This window comes from Halobacillus litoralis (genome assembly GCF_009856355.1).
Taxonomy (GTDB): domain Bacteria; phylum Bacillota; class Bacilli; order Bacillales; family Halobacillaceae; genus Halobacillus; species Halobacillus litoralis_B.
In genome coordinates, this window is sequence record NZ_WMEW01000006.1 from 127,491 (window position 1) to 145,783 (window position 18,293).

Sequence of the window (18,293 nt, forward strand, 5' to 3'; positions counted from 1 at the left end):
TGCCCTGCCCTGCGCAGGTTCGCCGATTCAAAAGAACGGCACGGGCTGCGCTATTGCCGCCTGCGTGGAAAATAAAAAGGGAAGGAAAAGGCGCTGATGACGGCTGCCTGCCGGAATACGGAAAAGATTGTCCTCCATCCAGCAAGGGTGAGCGGCGTGAAGGAGGGTCTTTTTCGATTTTAAAGAATCCCCAAGGAGCGGTGCCCCTTCCACTCCTGCGGAAGAACGAGTGGCCCGAGATCGCCGAGCGTGGGTTTTGCGAGGAAGCTCGGACGCTCGTCCGCGGAAAGGGAAGGGGCTTGAGCTCCTGGCGGTAAGAAAGAAAAAAGCTTTAAGAAACAGGGGTTTCTCTACAAGCTGAACGGCTCCTGGAATCAGGAGCCGTTTTTTGTCTGTTTCAGTATATCGATATGGGTATCCGTAAATAATGCGGACGATGGTGCGGGCGGTGCATAACAATGAATCGTTTCTTCAGTAAAAGGATGAACGAACGTCAGCCTGGCTGCATGAAGAGCCTGTTTATAATGGTTGTTTCCTTTTCCACCGTACAGCGTATCTCCGATCAATGGGTATCCCACAGCACTCAAGTGCACACGGATTTGATGGGTCCTTCCTGTCTCCAACTGGAGCATAACGAGGGAACAGTCCTGGAGGGCATCATAACTTAACACCGTATAATGCGTCTCTGCATACCGGCCGTCCTCGCGTACCATTCGTTTAACGGTATGATCCGGATCTTTGGCGATCGGTTTAATGATCTTCCCCTGTTCCGGGAGAAGCCGGCCGTGGACCCATGCCAGATAAGTGCGTTTGATTTTTCTTTCCTTAATTTCCCTGCCGAGCATCGCTGTGGCGAGTGGATGCTTGGCAAATAATATGGCTCCTGATGTATCCCGGTCGAGCCGGTGGACATACTTCGGAGTAGAGGGGATGCCACGTCTCTGGAAATACCCGGCCGCTCCGTTCACAAGGGTATCGTGTTCATCCGGCCGGTTCGGGTGTGTAAACACACCGGCCGGCTTATTGATAACAAGGAGATGGTCATCTTCATAAACAGGATCGATAGGCATGGAAGCCGGAGTGACCTCTAAAGGCTCCGGTCCAAAAAGCCGGAGGAGGAGGTGGTCTCCTGTATGAACGCTCGTCGTTTTATAATGGGGAAAGGCGCCGTTCAACATCACCTCATTGTTTGAGCGGAAACGATGCATCAATTTCCTAGGCACATGCCACTCCCTTGTCAGGATCTTTTCAATGGTTAAGCCGTCCCACTTATGGGGAATGATGACGTTGAGCCATTCTCCGTCCCGGGTCGTTTTCATGATGGACACCTAATTTCTGGCTGTTGTGTATCCGCTCCGCCGCAGACGGGGAGCTGGACCAATTGATTTTATTTTACTTGTTTCCACATCTGTGGTGCAATGGGAAATAGAAGTGATTCTTCCGGAGGGGCGTAAAGCCCGGCAGCTGTCTATCGTTAAGTCTAAGTAAATCTGGTATCGATCCTAAATCAGTTGTGTTATAATAGAACGGTTGAATAATATTTGCGATACGAAAGAGGTGTGTGCTTCATGCAACACAGAGATGATATTCGTAATATAGCCATCATCGCACACGTTGACCACGGTAAAACAACGCTGGTTGACCAAATGCTTCACTATTCCGGAACTTTCCGTGATAACGAGCATGTCGATGATCGCGCTATGGACTCTAATGATTTGGAAAAAGAACGCGGCATTACGATTCTTGCTAAAAACACCGCGATCAATTATAACGATGCCCGTATAAATATTTTAGATACACCAGGTCACGCCGACTTTGGTGGGGAAGTGGAACGTATCCTTAAGATGGTGGACGGCGTTCTTCTTGTCGTTGATGCGTATGAAGGCTGTATGCCTCAAACCCGCTTCGTTTTGAAAAAAGCACTGGAACAGAAATTGACACCAGTGGTTGTGCTTAACAAAATCGACCGTCCGAATGCCCGCCCTGACGAAGTGGTCGATGAAGTGCTGGATCTGTTCATCGAGCTTGGTGCGGATGATGAGCAGCTTGAATTCCCAGTTGTCTATGCGTCTGCTCTAAACGGGACGTCCGGCGATGAGCCTGAAGACCAGCAGGAAACGATGGATCCAATCTTTAAGCTGATCATGAACAACATTCCTGCTCCGCAGGATACGAAAGAAGATCCGCTTCAATTCCAGGTGACACTGCTTGACTATAATGATTATCTGGGCCGTATCGGTATTGGTCGTGTCTTCAGTGGTCAGATCAAAGTCGGTCAGCAGGTTTCCTTGATGAAGAAGGACGGTTCAGTGAAGAACTTCCGTATATCCAAGCTGTTCGGTTTCATAGGCTTGAAGCGTGTGGAAATTCAAGAAGCCAAGGCAGGGGACATCATTGCCCTGTCCGGTCTCGAAGACATCAACGTTGGGGAAACGGTCTGTCTTCCTGAACATCAGGAAGCCATGGAAATCCCGCGTATTGACGAGCCTACCCTGCAGATGACATTCCTGGTGAACAACAGTCCATTTGCCGGCCGCGAAGGTAAATACGTGACCGCTCGTCAAATTGAAGAGCGTCTGCTTACACAGCTTGAGACAGATGTCAGTCTTCGTGTCGATCCTACAGACTCACCGGATGCTTTCACTGTTTCCGGACGTGGTGAACTTCACCTTTCCATTCTGGTGGAAAATATGCGTCGTGAAGGCTATGAACTGCAGCTTTCCAAACCGCAGGTTATCCTCAAGGAAATCGACGGGGAGACTTGTGAGCCTGTCGAGCGCGTGCAGATCGATACACCGGAAGAGTATCAGGGTGCCGTTATGGAATCCATTGGATACCGCAAAGGTGAAATGCAGGATATGGTCAACGATGGTAATGGTCAAGTACGTCTAGAGTTCCTCGTACCATCCCGTGGTCTTATCGGCTATGCGACAGAGTTCATGACGCAGACCCGCGGATATGGAATTCTGAACCATACCTTTGATGGGTATGCCCCACTTGTAAAAGGACAAGTCGGCGGACGTCGGGAAGGTGTACTTGTGTCTCTGGATAAAGGTAAAGCATCCACGTACGGCATCATGAACCTTGAAGACCGTGGTACCATCTTCGTAGAACCAGGTACAGAAGTGTATGAAGGTATGATAGTCGGAGAGCACAACCGTGAGAATGATTTGACGGTCAACATCACAAAAGAAAAACACTTGACCAACATTCGTTCCGCTAACAAAGACACAACGAACACCATCAAGAAGACCCGTCAAATGACGCTTGAAGAAGCGATTGAGTATCTTGATGATGACGAATACTGTGAGGTTACTCCAGAGAACGTTCGTCTTCGTAAGAAATACTTGAACAAAAACGAGCGCGAAAAAATGGCGAAGAAGAAAAAACTGCAAAATACAGATGTATAAAACGAAAGGACCACCGGGCATTTCCGGTGGTCCTTTTTTATTCGGTTACTTCTATGGTTTGTTCTTTTCTGCCTTCGAGCTCTTTTTCTTCCTGTTCATAAACGACGGTAACCGTATAGTTTCCTGCTTCTTCGAACGTATAAGATCCCTGATATTCACCTGGTTGTTTTTCCTCAGCCGTGACTTCGGATGATTCACCGCCTGCTTCAGGTGTGATGATGTAGGTGACCTGACCTCCAGTGAACGGCTCCTCCATATGGTTGATATGGGCGGTAAGCATGGATTCACTACCTGCAGAGAAAGTTTCCTCTGTCATCAAATGGACCATAAACTTGCTTGATTCCATCTCCATCGAATGTCCTCCATGTCCTGTGCCGACCTTTACTTCTTTCTGCGGCATTGTATGCAGATCGCCGACCTGCGTATGAGCAATTACCTGATAGGAACCTTCCTGCTCAAATGTATAGGACAGCTCATAGATGCCGGCTTCTGTATGTTCAGCTTCTTTGGTTTCTGAAGTGTCCTGACCTTCTTCTGTGTTCCAGATCTCAAATTTAACATAGGAGGCATCGGGAACAGGCTCATCATTCTGTGTCACTTCTGCACGGATGTCTACGGGTTCATTGATGGGATAAGGCTGCTGATCAAGCAGCACTTCAACTTCAGGTATGGGAGCAGCCTGGTCTTCGCTTCCGCTGTTCTCAGAATCAGCACAGGCCGTTAAAAAAATCGTAAGAATAAGGGCAGTCATTAAAATGGCGGCTTTCTTCAAAAAATCATCTCCTTTATGTTGACCCTTGTTATAGAATATCATTTCCATCATGGTCATGGAGACCTGAATTTAGTCAGTCCGGTGAAAAATTGCCAGTGAAAGAATGTTTTGGATTTTGCGGACTGCAAAAAAAGTTCTGCTCCATGGAGCAGAACTCTTCTTTCTTACGTGACCTGGTCCTTGGACCAGTCATACGTATAGAATTTTTCTTCGGTCACCCACTTGAGCGCTTCCGGATCGTTCACTTTGATGCCCTCTTCGAGCATCTCCAGCATAGCGGCGGTCTGGGAAATGTGGGCCCGCATCGCGTTCATCTTCTGTTCCTGAACACCCCGGATGTCGTGAACGACGTCTGGTTTCCCCAGGTTTTCCTCGGTGTCATTGGCAAACGCAACGGCGTGGAACTTCGGACGCTTATCCTCATCGATGTCACGCAGAGCACGGACAACGGCACGCGCTGTCGCCTCATGGTCCGGGTGGACAGCGTAGCCTGGATAAAAGCTGATGACAAGAGAGGGGTTCAACTCGTCGATAAGCTGGCTGACCATGTGTTTCATTTCTGTATCGTCTTCAAATTCCAACGTTTTATCACGGAGACCCATCATCCGGAGATCATCAATCCCCATAGCTTCTGCGGCTTTAACAAGTTCTCTGCGCCGGATGTCAGGGAGCGATTCCCTTGTGGCGAACGTGGGGCGGCCGAGGTTTCTTCCCATTTCCCCGAGCGTCAGGCAGGCATAGGTTAATGGGGTGCCCTGATTTATATAAGTGGAGATCGTTCCAGACACACCAAACGCTTCATCGTCCGGGTGGGGGAAGATCACAAGTACGTGTTGTTCATTTTGTATCATTTCTTTCACTCCTTGAAGAGGATCACTAATCTCCATTATTGCCTACTTTTTTTAAAATGAAAAGTCATTTGTTTATAGGCGGGGTTTATAAAAGGCAGGAAAAGGAAAAAGAGGATTAGACGAAATTTGGAAGGGAGTTTTTATAATGGAAGAACGTATTCAATATTTGGTCCGTTGGCTGCAGGATAAAGTAGAGGAGGCTGGAGCTGACGGAGCGCTTGTCGGAGTCAGCGGCGGAATCGATTCAGCTGTCGTCTCCTACCTTGTCAAAAAGGCTTTTCCTGATCAGTCGCTTGGTGTCCTGCTGCCGATCCATAAAAAGATGGAAGAACAGACCGATGCACTTGCTGTGGTAGAAGGAGCGGATCTTGACTATATCGGGATCAATTTGACGGACACCTATGAAGCAGCCTATCAGGCAGTGAAGGGGCAGATTGAAGAAAAAGGGGACTGGAATGATGATAAATCCCAGCTCGGTGGAGCGAATCTGAAAGCACGCCTCAGGATGAGTACCCTGTATGCGGTTGGTAATAACTACAATTATCTTGTTGTCGGAACAGATAATGCCGCTGAGGATTATACAGGCTACTTCACAAAATACGGGGATGGCGGCGTCGATCTCGTTCCGTTAATCAATCTGCGGAAAGAAGAAGTCCGGGAAATGGCGGCAGCTCTGGATGTTCCTTCCTCCGTTATTGAGAAAAAACCGAGTGCCGAACTGTGGGAAGGCCAGACCGATGAGGATGAGCTCGGCATGTCTTATGATACCATTGACGCATACCTGCGCGGGGAGAAGATTGATCCTGAAGATGAGAAAGTATTGAAAGACACACATGAAAAAACGGCTCATAAGCGGCAGATTCCTGCAGGGCCGGAAAAATACCGGGGAAATTAATCATGGAAGCATCAACCGCCCTTCTTATCATCGATATGATGAATACATTGGACTTTGACGGGGGAGAGGACTTGTTGGAGAATGCTCTTCCTGCGGCCGAGGATCTGCAGAGCTTTAAACAGGAAATAAAAGAGCAGGGAATGCCTGTCATCTACGTGAATGATAACTTCGGACTGTGGCAGGACAACACCTCCGACATCATTGATGTATGCCGGAAGTCACCGGGTGAGCCGCTTGTGGAGCTGACAGAACCGGATGAGGATGATTTTTTCATTATTAAGCCGAAGCATTCCGGATTCTTCGGAACCCAGTTGGAAATCCTGTTGAATCAGCTTGGTGTCAGCAGACTGATTCTATCAGGGGTCGCTGGTGATATCTGTGTGCTGTTTACAGCAAACGATGCGTATATGAGGGAGTATGAGCTGTGGGTGCCCTCCAATCTTTCAGCCTCGGAATCACGTGGGGATAACGACAATGCGATGAAAATCATCCGGAGATCTCTTGGAGCAGAAACCGCTCCAACCTCCGAAAAGAACCTGGAGGATGTTTTTTCCGTTGACAAACAGACATGAATTTCATATATTGAAAAGGATGAATCGTCTGTTCCACGCAGAACGATCCTTAATATAGAGGAGAATGATGTATGAGTGTGGTTGTTCTTAACTAATCCATGAACTGGATACGTTTCTAAACTGGTGTAAAAAGTGTGCCCGGATGCATGCTTATTTAAGTGACGCCTTTTTAGGAACAGTTAAGAACAAGCATAAGCATAGCCTGGACAGATGCGTCTTTGAAGCTGTGGCTGCTTTTTCAGCCCCGGCTTCTTTTCGTATCCCGTGGAACAGACGACGTTCACACAAAGTCCGCGATGAGCTTATTTCAGCTTGCCGCGGGCTTTTTTATATGGATAACAACAGGAGGCGTTCCCATTGAACGAACAAACATTTCAAGTGTTGGAATATGACGCGATTTTACAAAGGGTAGCTGAGCACGCCCATACAGAGTCGGGGAAGAAGACGATCCTTGAGTTGAGACCGATTTATGATCAAAGGAGACTTGAAGTCATGCATAAGGAGGTAGAGGAGGCCAAGGCCATTCTCGCCACCCAGAGCCGTGTCCCGCTTCATACTCTCGGTGACATTCAAGGAATGCTTGAGCAGGGGAAAAAAGGCTTGTATCTTCAGCCGAGGCAGCTGATGATCCTTCTTTCCTTCCTGGATCATATGACGAAAATGAAACGGTTTATGAAGGGGCAGCAGATGATTGCTCCAAGGATTGCTCTTTATGCTGAGTCGATGGCCGAACTGACTGGATTAGAAGAAGATATCGCCTCATCGGTCCGGCATGGAAGGGTGGACGACCATGCTTCGAAGGAGCTTGCGAAAATCAGGAGGAAAAAAGAGAAAAAAGCGGAAGAAATCAAGGACCGGATGAGCAGTCTGGCTAAAAAATATGCGACCATCATGCAGGAGCCGCGTCCCATGGATAAGGGCGGCCGGTGGACGCTGCCGATCAAGCGGGAGCAGCGCACAAAAATGAAAGGGACCGTGCTGGACCAGTCTGCGTCCGGAGCCACTCTTTTTGTCGAACCGGAAGAAGTGACCCGTCTTCAGGAAGATCTCCAGCTATTGATTTTCAGTGAGGAGCAGGAAGTCGAGCAGATCTTATATACGTTGACAGGAGAGGTGCTGGAGCACGAGCAGGACCTCTCTATCGCTGTCGAGACCATGCATCAGTATGATGTTTTATTTGCTAAAGCTAAATACAGCCGATGGACAGCAGCCCATACCCCCATCTTTTCTGATCATGTGTTGAAAATCAATAAGGGCAGACACCCGATGCTCGGGGAGAAGGCTGTTCCGCTGACCCTTCATATGGAGGATGGGGAGCAGGCGCTTCTTATTACGGGTCCGAATACCGGTGGGAAAACCGTTACCTTGAAGACGGTCGGCCTGTTCTGTCTGATGGCCCAGTCAGGGCTTCACATTCCTGCAGAAGCGGGCAGTGTTCTTCCATTATATCAGTCGATTTATGTAGATATCGGAGACGGACAGAGCATTGAAGAGAACTTGAGCACGTTCAGTTCGCGATTGACGAACTTGATTGATATTTTACAGAAAGCGAACGATCATTCGCTGTTGTTATTAGATGAAATCGGATCCGGGACAGAGCCGGGTGAGGGAATGGGGCTCGCAACAGCCATCCTTGATCAGCTGGCTTCCAAAGGATCGGATATTCTGGCTACGACTCATTATAGTGAAATGAAAGCTTATGCGAAGGAGAAGGAAGGATTCATCAACGGGGCGATGGCTTTTGATCTGGAAACCTTGAAGCCTACCTATCAGCTTCAGACGGGTACAGCTGGGGAGAGCCAGGCGTTTGATATCGCTTATAAACTTGGGCTGCATCCGGATATTCTGAACCACGCTCACAGGATCACCTATAATGAAGAGTCTTCTTATAAGCTTGGGGATGATCAACGGAAACATTCTTCTTATGCTGATCAGGTGGCTGTCAACCGCTATAAGAAGAACCGGAAACGGAACGACGGCAGACAGCAGCCTTCTTTCAAAATGGGCGATAATGTGCATGTCCCTGATTCGGAAGCTGCCGGTATCGTCTATAAAGGACCAGATGCCAGGGGCAATTACGTTGTCCAGGTGAAAGGGGAAAAACAGACGTACAACCATAAACGGTTGAAACTGCACATCCCGGCTGAAGAGCTTTATCCGGAAGGTTATGATTTTGATATCATCTTCAAATCGAAGGAGTACAGGAAAATCGACCGGATGATGAACCGCAAATATGTGGAAGGGCTCACCCTGGATGAGGAAGAGTAGAGCCGGCGGAATTCTGTCTGGAATCTTTATTCCGTGGTATGCTTAAAGGAACTTAAGATGATAAGGGAGGTCTCTGTATGAAGAGAAAGAGGATATGGACTGCCGGCATCATTGTTCTGCTTTTAGCGGTAATGTTCGCTGTACCTGAGATCTACTCCTATGTAACAGAGCGGAATTATGAGAGTGAGGAAGTGGCTGCTTCAGAAGTTCCGGAAGGGTATGAAACAGCTACGCTGGCCGGCGGGTGTTTCTGGTGTATGGAGCCCCCGTTTGAAAAACTGAAGGGTGTCCACAGCGTCGTCTCCGGCTACACCGGCGGAGATGTGGAAAATCCGACCTACGAAGAAGTGTCTTCCGGCGGCACCGGCCACATCGAATCGGTGCAGGTCTACTTTGACCCTGAAGTTATATCCTATGATCAGATTCTTGATGTTTTCTGGAAGCAGATCAATCCGACCGATGATGAAGGACAGTTTGTAGACCGTGGTTATCAATATACAACGGCGGTATTTTATCATAATGAACAACAGAAACAGACAGCTGAACAGTCCCGTAGAGAGCTGGGGCAGTCCGGCCGCTTCGATCAGGACATCGTCACACCGGTCGTTGAAGCAGAGACGTTTTACCGGGCGGAAGAATACCATCAGGATTATTATAAGAAGAATAAACTCCGTTACGACTACTACCGCGGAAATTCCGGGCGTGACCAGTACCTTGAAGATACGTGGGGGGAAGATCTGAAGATCGATCTTCCAAAAAAATAACGGCAGAAAAAAAGCCTTTCCGCTTTGAAGCGGAAAGGCTTTTTAATACTGCTTCGTTTCCTGAGGCATCTCACGATTAGCATCTACTTCAGGATCTATATTGGTGTATCCTACATAACTGAAACCAAGCACAATGATTACTAATACCGCCATTAAAAATCTACGCATCTTTCTATTCCTCCATCACTGCAGCCTTGTCGGCGTTCTGCAGCCTCCTGCTTCTTTTATTGTAAGCATTCCTTGAAAAGAACACAAGGTCCTGATGGATATTATGAAACCAATTTCAATCCGATGATTCCGGTAAGGATACAGGCGATAAACAGCATCCGTTTCGGTGTCGCTTTCTCATTAAAAAAGAGGATGCCGAGCAGGACGGTTCCTGCCGACCCGATCCCCGTCCAGATCGCATAAGCTGTTCCGATTGGCAGGTGATTCAATGACAAAGAGAGGAAATAGAGACTCCCGCTCATCGCAATGGCGGCACCGATCGTCGGCAGCTTCTTTTTAAACCCTTCGGATAACTTTAAAAAGAACATGGAAGTCATTTCTCCAGTTCCTGCGAGTACTAAGAAAATCCAAGCCATGTTATCCCTCCTGCGCCTGACTTGATGAAGCTGAATCTGTCATTTTCAATCCGATAATGCCTGTAATCAGCAGCACAATAAAGAATATTTTCCCTATACCCCCGGAGTCACCGAGGAAAAGCATGCCGATCAGTGCTGTTCCAACAGCCCCCACCCCGGTGAAGATGGCGTAGCTTGTGCCTACGTCCAGGCTTTTTAAGGCTATCGTGAACAGAGCAAAGCTGATCACGATGCAGATGACGGTGATCGTGGAGTAAAGGGGGACGGTGAAGCCTTCGGACAGCTTCAACCCGACCGCCCAGGCGATTTCAAACAGAGCACCGACAAACAAATAGATCCATGGCATATTACGATCCCTCCTGATGATGTGTCTGGATGCCGAGCCAGAAGATTTCCCAGCTGCTGTGCTGGCGTTGCTCGAATACATCCTGATCATAGTAGTTTTCTTCTAAGAACAGACCGTCAATTAACGTATAAAAAGCGGAAGTAAGCGTATCTGTAGAAAGAGGACGGATTTTCTTTTCCGCTATTCCTTTTTCCATGATCGGTTCAATGACAGTGGTCATTTGATCTTCCACCATAAGGAATACCTCTTTGATTTCAGCTGTAAACTTTTCAGGTGGGAAGAAGGTGACACGCTTAAAAAAAAGCCCTTCTGTGGAATGGGCCATGCGCTCTAAATAAAACCGATAGAATTGATGGAGCTGTTTCTTCACAGGCATTCCTTCCAGTTCAGGGGCCTGCTCAAGGATGCGTTTCCTTTCCATGTCTCCGACGTAATGAAGAACATCGAGAAAGATGGCATCTTTATTGTCAAAGTGATTATAAAGAGATGGTTTCTTGATGCCTACAGCATCGGCGATCATGGTCAATGATGTATTTTCGTAGCCGAGCCTGGCAAAAAGCCGTAAACTTTCCTGTCTTACTTTATCTTTGGTCATAGGATCATCCTTCTGTATACAAACTAACGGTCGTTAGTCTTTATTGTAGCACGCTTTAATTTTTGAGTCCAGTTCACCGCTGTTTCGACATGTTTAGTCAAGAGGTGTAAAGGGAACAATAACTCAAAAGGGGCAGCAGACAGAAGAGAATGTCTCTATAGAGAATTCCAAGTAGAAGGGGTTTGAGTGGGTGAATCAGTACAGACTCGATCGATACGAAGGTTCATACGCAATCCTTGTCGAGGATTCAGAGTTTCAGAATGAATTGTACGTGTTGAAAGAACGACTGATCGGTTTTGTTAAGCCGGGAGACTGCCTGGAAATTGAATTTGATACGATAGGAAACTTAAAGCACGTTGCTATTATATCTACACCTGACAAAATGGAAAAAGCATAAAAAGAGTGCGTCATCATTGTTCAAAACAGAACCTGATGACGCACTCTTTTTATTTTCAACCGTCCATCCCGGCCGCAGCTTTTAAGGAGGCTAAGGTATGATTGTTCAAAAAGCCATGGATCTTCTGGATGAAGGGGTATTGATTTCAGACGATCAGTTCATCATTACTTATACGAATCCGGCATTTATGGAGTTGTTTCAGCTTCAGGGGGGTGCAGTAACAGGAGAATCCCTTCATCATCTCTTCCCTGACATTGATCAGGAAAAGAGAGTCGTTACCAATTCAACGAAGAACCAGCAGCCGGTGGTGATCGACCATTATCCGATGCGCTGGAAGGGGAAGGCGTATGTATTCAAAATTCATACGAAACCTTTTACATACGAAGGGAGAACCTACAACCTGACCCGTGTTTTTGACAAAACGGAATCGTACAACAGAGAAAAGCAGCTGATTCACATGATTGAGGAAATGACGGCGAACGTCGTAAAAGTGGCTGATGGTTTTGCACTGCTTCCACTGCAGCCGATCTTAAGAGATGAACAGAAGGAGGTTCTGCTGACCCGTGTTCCGGAGCTCTGCCAAAACCAGCGGATTGACCGTCTGGCGGTAGAGTTTTCGGGCATTGTATCGGTGGAGGATGAATGGGTGCATCTGTTGAGGGATTTAGTTGTCAGCCTTCAGCTTCTTGGCATTGAAGTCGTCCTTGCCGGTATGCGTCCACAGGTGGTGATGCAGTTCACTCAGAACAGGATCAGCCTGGCAGGGGTGCGTACATTCAGGAATCTTCCCCAAGCCGCCGACTACTTTTTGAAAAAGCGGAAATGAAAAGGAGGCGCCTGTGTCAGGCGCCTCTTATTCATCTCCGTACTTCTTTTTTCAATTCGTGATCTTTAATTTCCGCCTGTGGCAGCATGATGGATGAAAAATCGAAGGGCTCGAGGCTTTGCCCCTGGCGTATGCGGTTCGGAGCGTCCGGATTTTGGAGCGCTCCTGTACCGAGACTGACAAAATCCGCTTCTTCGCTGTTTAATAACTGCAGGGCTTTGGATGTCTCATGAAGGCCGCCGTTGGCAATGACAGGCAGCCCGCTGAACAATTTCGCAGCGGCAGCCATGGAAAGGGACCCTTCTCCGAAGCTTGAGGCCGTCCCATCTTTATCGATCACATGGATGAAATCAAGCGGGGATTCCCCAAGCTCACCGAAGATGGTTTTGGCATCTGTTTCACCAAGAGCCCAGCGGTGTTCGCCATCAGAGGCTTTCCCTTGGGAAATCCGAATGCCGAGAAGGTAATCGTGGCCGACTTCCTTCCGTACTTCCTTAATAACTTCAAGGATATACCGCATCCGGTTGGTTGTCGTTCCTCCGTATTGATCGTCCCGCTGGTTAAAATAGTCGGTGATGAACTGATCCAGCAGGTAGCCATTCGCTCCGTGCAGCTCTACACCGTCGAAGCCTGCTTCCTTAGCCAGACGTGCAGACTGTGCGAAAGACTGTTTGATTTCCTCCAGTTCCTCATGCGAGGCTGCTTTCGGCGTAGGGAAAGGTCCCTTTCCACCGTAAAAAGGCAGCTGGTCGTTTTTAGGCGCAACAGCCGATGGTGCGATGGTTTCAGCGTTGGCGTAGGCGTTCCCTTGTGACTGGGCGCCCGCATGCATGATCTGGGCAATGAACAGAGCTCCGTGGTGGTGAACACCTCTGACGATCGGCTTCCAGGCGTCCCGGTGCTGTTCATCGGCAAGTCCCGGCTGATTCCAATATCCCTGAGAATAGGAACGGTCAGGATAGATTCCTTCGCTGATGACTGCTCCGAATCCACCTTTTGCATAACGCTCATAATACTGTTTCATCCGCTCGTTGGCTGTCCCGTTATTGGCCGCGCTGACCCGTGTCATGGGGGCGACGATGTATCGGTTTTTAAAGCGGTTGTCCTGAACGATCTTTTCTTCAAATAAAGGGGTGATATCGCTGGTCATAATTTCCTCTCCTTCCACAGGTCCATATCCGTTCCACTGAGGCTTCAAACCGATGCAGTGTGCTATAATACAAACAAATGTTCTTGGAAGGTGAATCACTATGGAAAAACTGATGGAAGGATTGAACGAAGCTCAGCAGGAGGCTGTCGTTTCTACGGAAGGATACATCCGCGTCGTGGCTGGTGCAGGTTCGGGTAAAACGAGAGCGTTGACTCATCGTTATGCGTTTATCGTGAATGAACTGGGGGTGGACCCGGCTCATGTGTTATCTGTGACCTTTACGAATAAAGCGGCTCATGAAATGAGGAGAAGGGTGAAGCGGTTGATCGGCGGCGAACAGGATACAGGGTTCATCACGACCTATCACGGCTTCTGTGTCCGGGTGCTCCGGGAAGATATCCACCGGCTGTTTTATCCGAAAAACTTTTCCATCTTAGACGTAGAGGACCAGAAAACCCTGCTGCGGGAGATATTTGAAGATATGGGGCTGAAAATGAACGAGAAAACATTCAAGCGCCTTCTCGACAAGATCGGAATATTGAAGGGGAATACCCATTATGTCCAGCAGATGATTTTACGTGGCGGAATGCCGGAGGCCGGTGAATCCGGCGATCTGGACGGACAGATCATCCAACAGTATTTGAAGAAACAAAAGCGGGTGTACGGTCTGGATTTCGATGACCTGCTGAATTTCGTCTTTGTCCTTTTTGATCAATATCCGGACGTACTGGCCAAATGGCAGGACCGTCTGTATTACATCCAGGTCGATGAATTTCAGGACAGCAGCCTGAAGCAGTTCGAACTTGTCCGGATGCTGGCACAGGAGCATGAGAATCTTTTCGTTGTCGGGGATCCCGATCAGACGATCTATGAATGGCGTGGGGCAGATCCGAAGTATATGGTCGATTTTGAAGAGTTTTTCCCGGGGGCGCAGACGGTTTTTCTGAAGGAAAATTACCGTTCCACCCCTGAAATCCTCTCCTTCGGCAATGCGTTGATTAAAAATAACTACTTCCGGGTTGATAAGGATATGCTTCCTGTTCACCCGCCCGGGATTAAGGCGGTCCATTACCACGGAAAAAATGACATACAGGAAGCGAAGTGGATTGTTCAGCAGATTCAAAGTCTTGTAGAGGAAGAGAAGGCACGTCTCAGCGATGTAGCTGTTCTGTACAGGGCCGGTTATTTATCCCGTTATGTAGAGCAGGAACTTATGGCTGAAAATCTGGAATATACCATTTTCGGCGGCTTTAAATTCTTCGACCGGATGGAGATCAAGGATGCTCTGGCTCATTTAAAAATGATTGCCACAGGAGATGACTTATCGTTTTCAAGAATTATCAATGTACCGAAAAGGCAGATCGGTAGAAAGCGGATGGCCTTTATCCGGCAGAAAGCAGAAGCTGAGGGGCTTTCTTATTATGAAACCCTGAAAAAATATGTGGACCATGAGCAGCTTCAGCGGACAGGGGCGCAAGCTTTCATTTCTGCTATGGAAGAACTCAAGGAGAGGAAGAAAACATTGAACGTGTCGGAACTGCTGCAGGAAGCCATGCAGCGGACAGGCTACGAGGCCTATCGTCGTGAAGACGGCGATCAGGAACGTCTGGATAATCTGGCCGAACTGCTTCACTCTATTGTCCAGTACGAGCAGACGCTCGGGGAAGATGTCGATCTGGATGAGTATCTGCAGATGGTTTCCTTGTATACCGATCATGACAGGGAAGAACGGGCGGATACGATTAAACTGATGACGATTCACACGGCCAAAGGTCTGGAATTCCCGTACGTTTTTGTCATCGGCATGACGGAAGGAGTCATGCCGAGTGTCCGTACAATCCGACAGCGGAAGGAGCGCGGACTTGAAGAAGAGCGGAGACTTGCCTATGTCGCCGTCACCCGTGCCGAAAAGGCATTGTTTATGACAGAATCAGAGGGGTTTCAAAATGGCGGGCAGAAGAAATATCCGTCCCGCTTTATCTTTGAGGTGGACGAAGATTTATATGAGCGTGCCGGGGATCTGGACCCGTCCCTTGTGGAGGAAGCGAAGGAATATATCCGGGCCTCTCACCGCTTGCGAGACGATGCTCCTCCACAAGGATTTGAAAAAGGCGCCCGCGTCCATCATCCGGTGTTCGGAATTGGAACCATCCAGTCCATTGATGAAAAGAAAAACAACTATCTCATTTTCTTTGATAACCTGAAGGCCCCTCGTCCGATCAGCCGGCTGTTTAAAAAGCTGGAGAAAGCTTAGTGAATACGAAAGCCTGTTACCTATAAAAAAAGCTGCCGGGAGGGGTCCCCGGCAGCTTTTATAGTTGATTGGCAATTTCTACAGCTTTTTCCGCGCGTTCTTCATCTGGTCCGTAATATTCAACCTGGTAGATGATATCTTCTTCTCCTTCATACCATTCCACAAACACATGCGTGTCCTTTTCCTGAACGCCTGCGAGCGCTCCGGAATCCAGAGGTACCTGAAGTTCGGAATCCTGCAGGATATTTCCAGGGCTGTATAAGGTCGTAACGATGGCTTTATGTCCGGAATCAGATGTATAGGTGACCTCTGCTTCGCTTTCTCCGGTAGAGGAGGATACCTGGGTCACTTCAAATGGCATATCAGAAGGCAGGCCGAGGTTTCCCAGCTGCTCCTCAGACAGTTCCTGAACAGGTTCTGCAAAGGTATCAGGATATGCGGCCTTCAAATCCTCATACGATAGGTTTTGTGAGGAACAGGCAGCTAGAAATAAAAATGCTGTCAGCATAAACAGTCGTTTCATGATCCTTCCACTCCTTGTGTCGATAAGAAACAATCGACCCTATTTTATCATACTTTTCTCTCAGCTTTGACGAAAAAATAGGATATAGAATGAAACGTATAGGGAATTGTATCGTATAATAGAAATAGAGAGATCAGGCTTCATCATAGACAGACTGGGAAACTTAACAGGAGAAAACTTGGAAAAGAAAGGGAGGAAACGATGGAATCCATTCAAATCCGCTCGTTTCGCGAACAAGATTTTGATCATGTTCATCAGTTGAATCAACAAGAAGGATGGGAGGGGCTTGTGCAGCATAATGAAGAAACGCTGTGCGCCTGGATCAATTCGGAACCTGCCCTCGTGGCCGTGGATGATTCCGGAGAACTCGTCGGTTATTTGAGAGGATTGACTGACGGAACGACCACCTTGTACATCTGTGAACTCCTCGTTAAGGAATCCTGCCGCAAGCAGGGAATTGCCGAACAGCTTGTAAGAACAGCCCATGAATGTTATCCGAACGCCCGCGTGGACATGCTGGCTACAGAAAGCTCGGAAGGCTACTATTCTCACACAGGCTACCGTTCGTTCTATGGTTTTCGTAAAGCAGCAGAAGAAATGTAAAAAAAACTGGCCCCGGTTCGGGGTCAGTTTTTTCGTGTCTTCAGTAATTGAGCTTCTTCCTGAGGGGTCAGCACGCCTGTAGCTTTGCCGACATTCCCGTTCTGGAGTGTCCAGATCCGGTTATGGTCCTCATCGGCGGTGGAGAAATCCCCCGCCTGCCATTTCGTCAGAATCTCTTTATACACCTGCTTATGAGTGAGCGTGGTCTGATCGAGTCCAGTCAGGAGCCAGTCAATCCGGTCCGGATGAATTTCGGTGAATCCCCATTTTTTATTGGCTTTTACTTTCTGGTGGGACATGGAGTGGATGTAGCTTTGATAATCGGAATCTGTCAGTTCGCTTTGGCTTTGTTCGCTGCCAAACGGGTTTTTCCCTTCTTCCTCATAGGTTTGGAGCTTTTCATCTGCTTTTTCAGCCGACTCTGTCATGGCTTCTTTGACTTCTTGTTCGGTCATAGCTTCCGCCTGTGTGCTCATCAAATACCAGCCGATGCCGGCAGCTGCGAGCAGAAGGACGGTGGTGGATAATACCCATTTCTTCATACCTCTGCCCCCTGTTTAAGAATTTTCTTCCAATAGACCAAGTATAAAGCAGTTGGTTTCAGGAAGAAAGGTCCGGGACATAAGAATTATTGATCCATGTAATGAGCGGCTTTGGCAGCCCATGAGCGGGGAAGCAGTTTTGAAGCATAAGCCATCGTCTGGTTGGCCGGTCCCGGAATGATGACACGGCGGCCTTTGACAAAGCCGACAAATCCGGATTTGGCTACCGCTTCCGGTGTCATCGTCTGTTTGACCAGCTTCGTATGCTCCGCCTGCGCCGTTTTGAAGAAGTTGGTTTCTGTAGCGCCAGGGCAGAGCGTCGAAACGGTGACATGGGTGTCCTTCAGTTCTTCCACAAGGGCTTCCGAAAAGGACAGGACGTAGGCTTTGGACGCATAGTAAACGGCCATTTTCGGTCCCGGCTGGAAGGCAGCGGTGCTGGCGATATTCAGGACACCCTTCGGAATCGAACGGAAGCGTGCGGCTTTGATTTCCGGGAGAAACAGATGGGTGAGCTCTGTGAGTGCGTTGACGTTGACTTGGAGCATTTTCTGCTGATCTAACAGCGGCAGATCTTCAAACAGGCCGTTCAGACCGAACCCGGCATTGTTGACGAGTACGGTGACGTTCAAGCCCAGTTCTTTGACTTTGTCGTAAACAATCTGGGCGGCCCCGGGCTCTGACAGATCCTGCGGGAGAATGGTGACAGGATGACCGTCCAGTTCATGCCGCAATTCCTCCAGTTTATCCTGGGATCTTGCTACAACAATCAAGTTATAACCAGCCTTCGCGAAAAGCAGGGAAAGCTCATACCCGATTCCGCCGGAGGCTCCGGTAATCAGTGCAGTCGGCTTCATGCAAATCTCTCCTTTAGACAATCCAATAGTTTTATTGACAATAGTCTATACCCTATTGGGTGGGAGTACAACTCTTCTTCCTTT

Annotated in this window: 20 protein-coding genes and 1 pseudogene; 10 read left to right on the forward strand and 11 right to left on the reverse strand. The window is 48.3% G+C overall.

Annotated elements, in window-relative coordinates; all coding sequences use genetic code 11:
* Window positions 1-12: 12 nt before the first annotated feature.
* Window positions 13-183: pseudogene (locus GLV97_RS19970) on the forward strand (IS5/IS1182 family transposase); the annotation flags it as partial.
* Window positions 184-374: 191 nt separating this feature from the next.
* On the opposite strand, the gene GLV97_RS10600 reads toward GLV97_RS19970, so the two are convergent.
* Complete coding sequence (locus GLV97_RS10600; RefSeq protein ID WP_160889642.1) at window positions 375-1,319, reverse strand: RluA family pseudouridine synthase; 945 nt, start codon at window positions 1,317-1,319, stop codon at window positions 375-377.
* A gap of 249 nt (window positions 1,320-1,568) precedes the next feature.
* Between GLV97_RS10600 and typA the strand changes: the two genes are divergently transcribed.
* Window positions 1,569-3,410 (forward strand): translational GTPase TypA, encoded by a 1,842-nt coding sequence (gene typA, locus GLV97_RS10605; protein ID WP_160838813.1) that lies wholly within the window; start codon window positions 1,569-1,571, stop codon window positions 3,408-3,410.
* Between the two features lie 37 nt (window positions 3,411-3,447).
* On the opposite strand, the gene GLV97_RS10610 is transcribed toward typA, so the two are convergent.
* Window positions 3,448-4,182, reverse strand: coding sequence for a FixH family protein (locus GLV97_RS10610; RefSeq protein ID WP_160889643.1), 735 nt, complete (start codon window positions 4,180-4,182; stop codon window positions 3,448-3,450).
* A gap of 164 nt (window positions 4,183-4,346) precedes the next feature.
* Window positions 4,347-5,033 carry a bacillithiol biosynthesis deacetylase BshB2 gene (gene bshB2 / locus GLV97_RS10615; RefSeq protein WP_202409774.1) on the reverse strand — a complete coding sequence of 229 codons (687 nt, stop codon included), beginning with the start codon at window positions 5,031-5,033 and terminating at the stop codon, window positions 4,347-4,349.
* 145 nt (window positions 5,034-5,178) lie between these two features.
* Here bshB2 and nadE point away from each other — a divergent pair, with 145 nt between their 5' ends.
* From nadE to msrA, 4 genes are all read left to right on the forward strand, one after another.
* Window positions 5,179-5,928, forward strand: a complete 750-nt coding sequence (gene nadE / locus GLV97_RS10620; protein WP_160838811.1) for an NAD(+) synthase — start codon at window positions 5,179-5,181, stop codon at window positions 5,926-5,928.
* Between the two features lie 2 nt (window positions 5,929-5,930).
* Window positions 5,931-6,500, forward strand: coding sequence for a cysteine hydrolase family protein (locus GLV97_RS10625; RefSeq protein WP_160838810.1), 570 nt, complete (start codon window positions 5,931-5,933; stop codon window positions 6,498-6,500).
* Between the two features lie 357 nt (window positions 6,501-6,857).
* Window positions 6,858-8,768 (forward strand): endonuclease MutS2, encoded by a 1,911-nt coding sequence (locus GLV97_RS10630; RefSeq protein ID WP_160889644.1) that lies wholly within the window; start codon window positions 6,858-6,860, stop codon window positions 8,766-8,768.
* A gap of 77 nt (window positions 8,769-8,845) precedes the next feature.
* Window positions 8,846-9,532 carry a peptide-methionine (S)-S-oxide reductase MsrA gene (msrA, locus tag GLV97_RS10635; RefSeq protein ID WP_160841466.1) on the forward strand — a complete coding sequence of 229 codons (687 nt, stop codon included), beginning with the start codon at window positions 8,846-8,848 and terminating at the stop codon, window positions 9,530-9,532.
* 42 nt (window positions 9,533-9,574) lie between these two features.
* Here msrA and GLV97_RS20145 read toward each other — a convergent pair whose 3' ends face one another.
* From GLV97_RS20145 to GLV97_RS10650, 4 genes are all read right to left on the reverse strand, one after another.
* Entirely contained in the window at window positions 9,575-9,700 is a 126-nt protein-coding gene (locus GLV97_RS20145; protein WP_263620998.1) for a hypothetical protein, read from the reverse strand.
* 101 nt (window positions 9,701-9,801) lie between these two features.
* The gene (locus GLV97_RS10640) at window positions 9,802-10,116 is read right to left on the reverse strand and encodes a DMT family transporter (protein ID WP_160838807.1); all 315 of its coding nucleotides are present in this window, start codon (window positions 10,114-10,116) and stop codon (window positions 9,802-9,804) included.
* A gap of 1 nt (window position 10,117) precedes the next feature.
* Window positions 10,118-10,462 carry a DMT family transporter gene (locus GLV97_RS10645; RefSeq protein ID WP_160889645.1) on the reverse strand — a complete coding sequence of 115 codons (345 nt, stop codon included), beginning with the start codon at window positions 10,460-10,462 and terminating at the stop codon, window positions 10,118-10,120.
* Between the two features lies 1 nt (window position 10,463).
* Window positions 10,464-11,057: a TetR/AcrR family transcriptional regulator gene (locus GLV97_RS10650; protein WP_160838805.1), complete on the reverse strand. Its 594-nt coding sequence runs from the start codon at window positions 11,055-11,057 to the stop codon at window positions 10,464-10,466.
* A gap of 190 nt (window positions 11,058-11,247) precedes the next feature.
* Between GLV97_RS10650 and GLV97_RS10655 the strand changes: the two genes are divergently transcribed.
* Both GLV97_RS10655 and GLV97_RS10660 read left to right on the forward strand, forming a co-directional pair.
* A complete protein-coding gene (locus GLV97_RS10655; protein WP_027956119.1) occupies window positions 11,248-11,454 on the forward strand; it encodes a hypothetical protein in 207 nt (68 codons plus the stop codon).
* Between the two features lie 97 nt (window positions 11,455-11,551).
* A complete protein-coding gene (locus tag GLV97_RS10660) occupies window positions 11,552-12,280 on the forward strand; it encodes a PAS domain-containing protein (RefSeq protein WP_160889646.1) in 729 nt (242 codons plus the stop codon).
* 31 nt (window positions 12,281-12,311) lie between these two features.
* Here the strand turns inward: GLV97_RS10660 and GLV97_RS10665 are convergent, their stop codons facing one another.
* Window positions 12,312-13,430 carry an NADH:flavin oxidoreductase gene (locus GLV97_RS10665; protein ID WP_160889647.1) on the reverse strand — a complete coding sequence of 373 codons (1,119 nt, stop codon included), beginning with the start codon at window positions 13,428-13,430 and terminating at the stop codon, window positions 12,312-12,314.
* Between the two features lie 100 nt (window positions 13,431-13,530).
* Between GLV97_RS10665 and GLV97_RS10670 the strand changes: the two genes are divergently transcribed.
* On the forward strand, window positions 13,531-15,684 hold the full coding sequence (locus GLV97_RS10670) for an ATP-dependent helicase (RefSeq protein WP_160889648.1): 2,154 nt from the start codon (window positions 13,531-13,533) through the stop codon (window positions 15,682-15,684).
* A gap of 58 nt (window positions 15,685-15,742) precedes the next feature.
* Here GLV97_RS10670 and GLV97_RS10675 read toward each other — a convergent pair whose 3' ends face one another.
* Entirely contained in the window at window positions 15,743-16,207 is a 465-nt protein-coding gene (locus tag GLV97_RS10675) for a hypothetical protein (RefSeq protein ID WP_202409773.1), read from the reverse strand.
* Between the two features lie 201 nt (window positions 16,208-16,408).
* On the opposite strand from GLV97_RS10675, the gene GLV97_RS10680 reads away from it, so the two are divergent.
* Window positions 16,409-16,810, forward strand: coding sequence for a GNAT family N-acetyltransferase (locus GLV97_RS10680; RefSeq protein WP_160838800.1), 402 nt, complete (start codon window positions 16,409-16,411; stop codon window positions 16,808-16,810).
* 23 nt (window positions 16,811-16,833) lie between these two features.
* Here GLV97_RS10680 and GLV97_RS10685 read toward each other — a convergent pair whose 3' ends face one another.
* Both GLV97_RS10685 and GLV97_RS10690 read right to left on the reverse strand, forming a co-directional pair.
* Window positions 16,834-17,352, reverse strand: a complete 519-nt coding sequence (locus tag GLV97_RS10685) for a DUF6241 domain-containing protein (RefSeq protein WP_160838798.1) — start codon at window positions 17,350-17,352, stop codon at window positions 16,834-16,836.
* A gap of 86 nt (window positions 17,353-17,438) precedes the next feature.
* Window positions 17,439-18,209, reverse strand: coding sequence for an SDR family NAD(P)-dependent oxidoreductase (locus tag GLV97_RS10690; RefSeq protein WP_160841469.1), 771 nt, complete (start codon window positions 18,207-18,209; stop codon window positions 17,439-17,441).
* Window positions 18,210-18,293 lie beyond the last annotated feature (84 nt).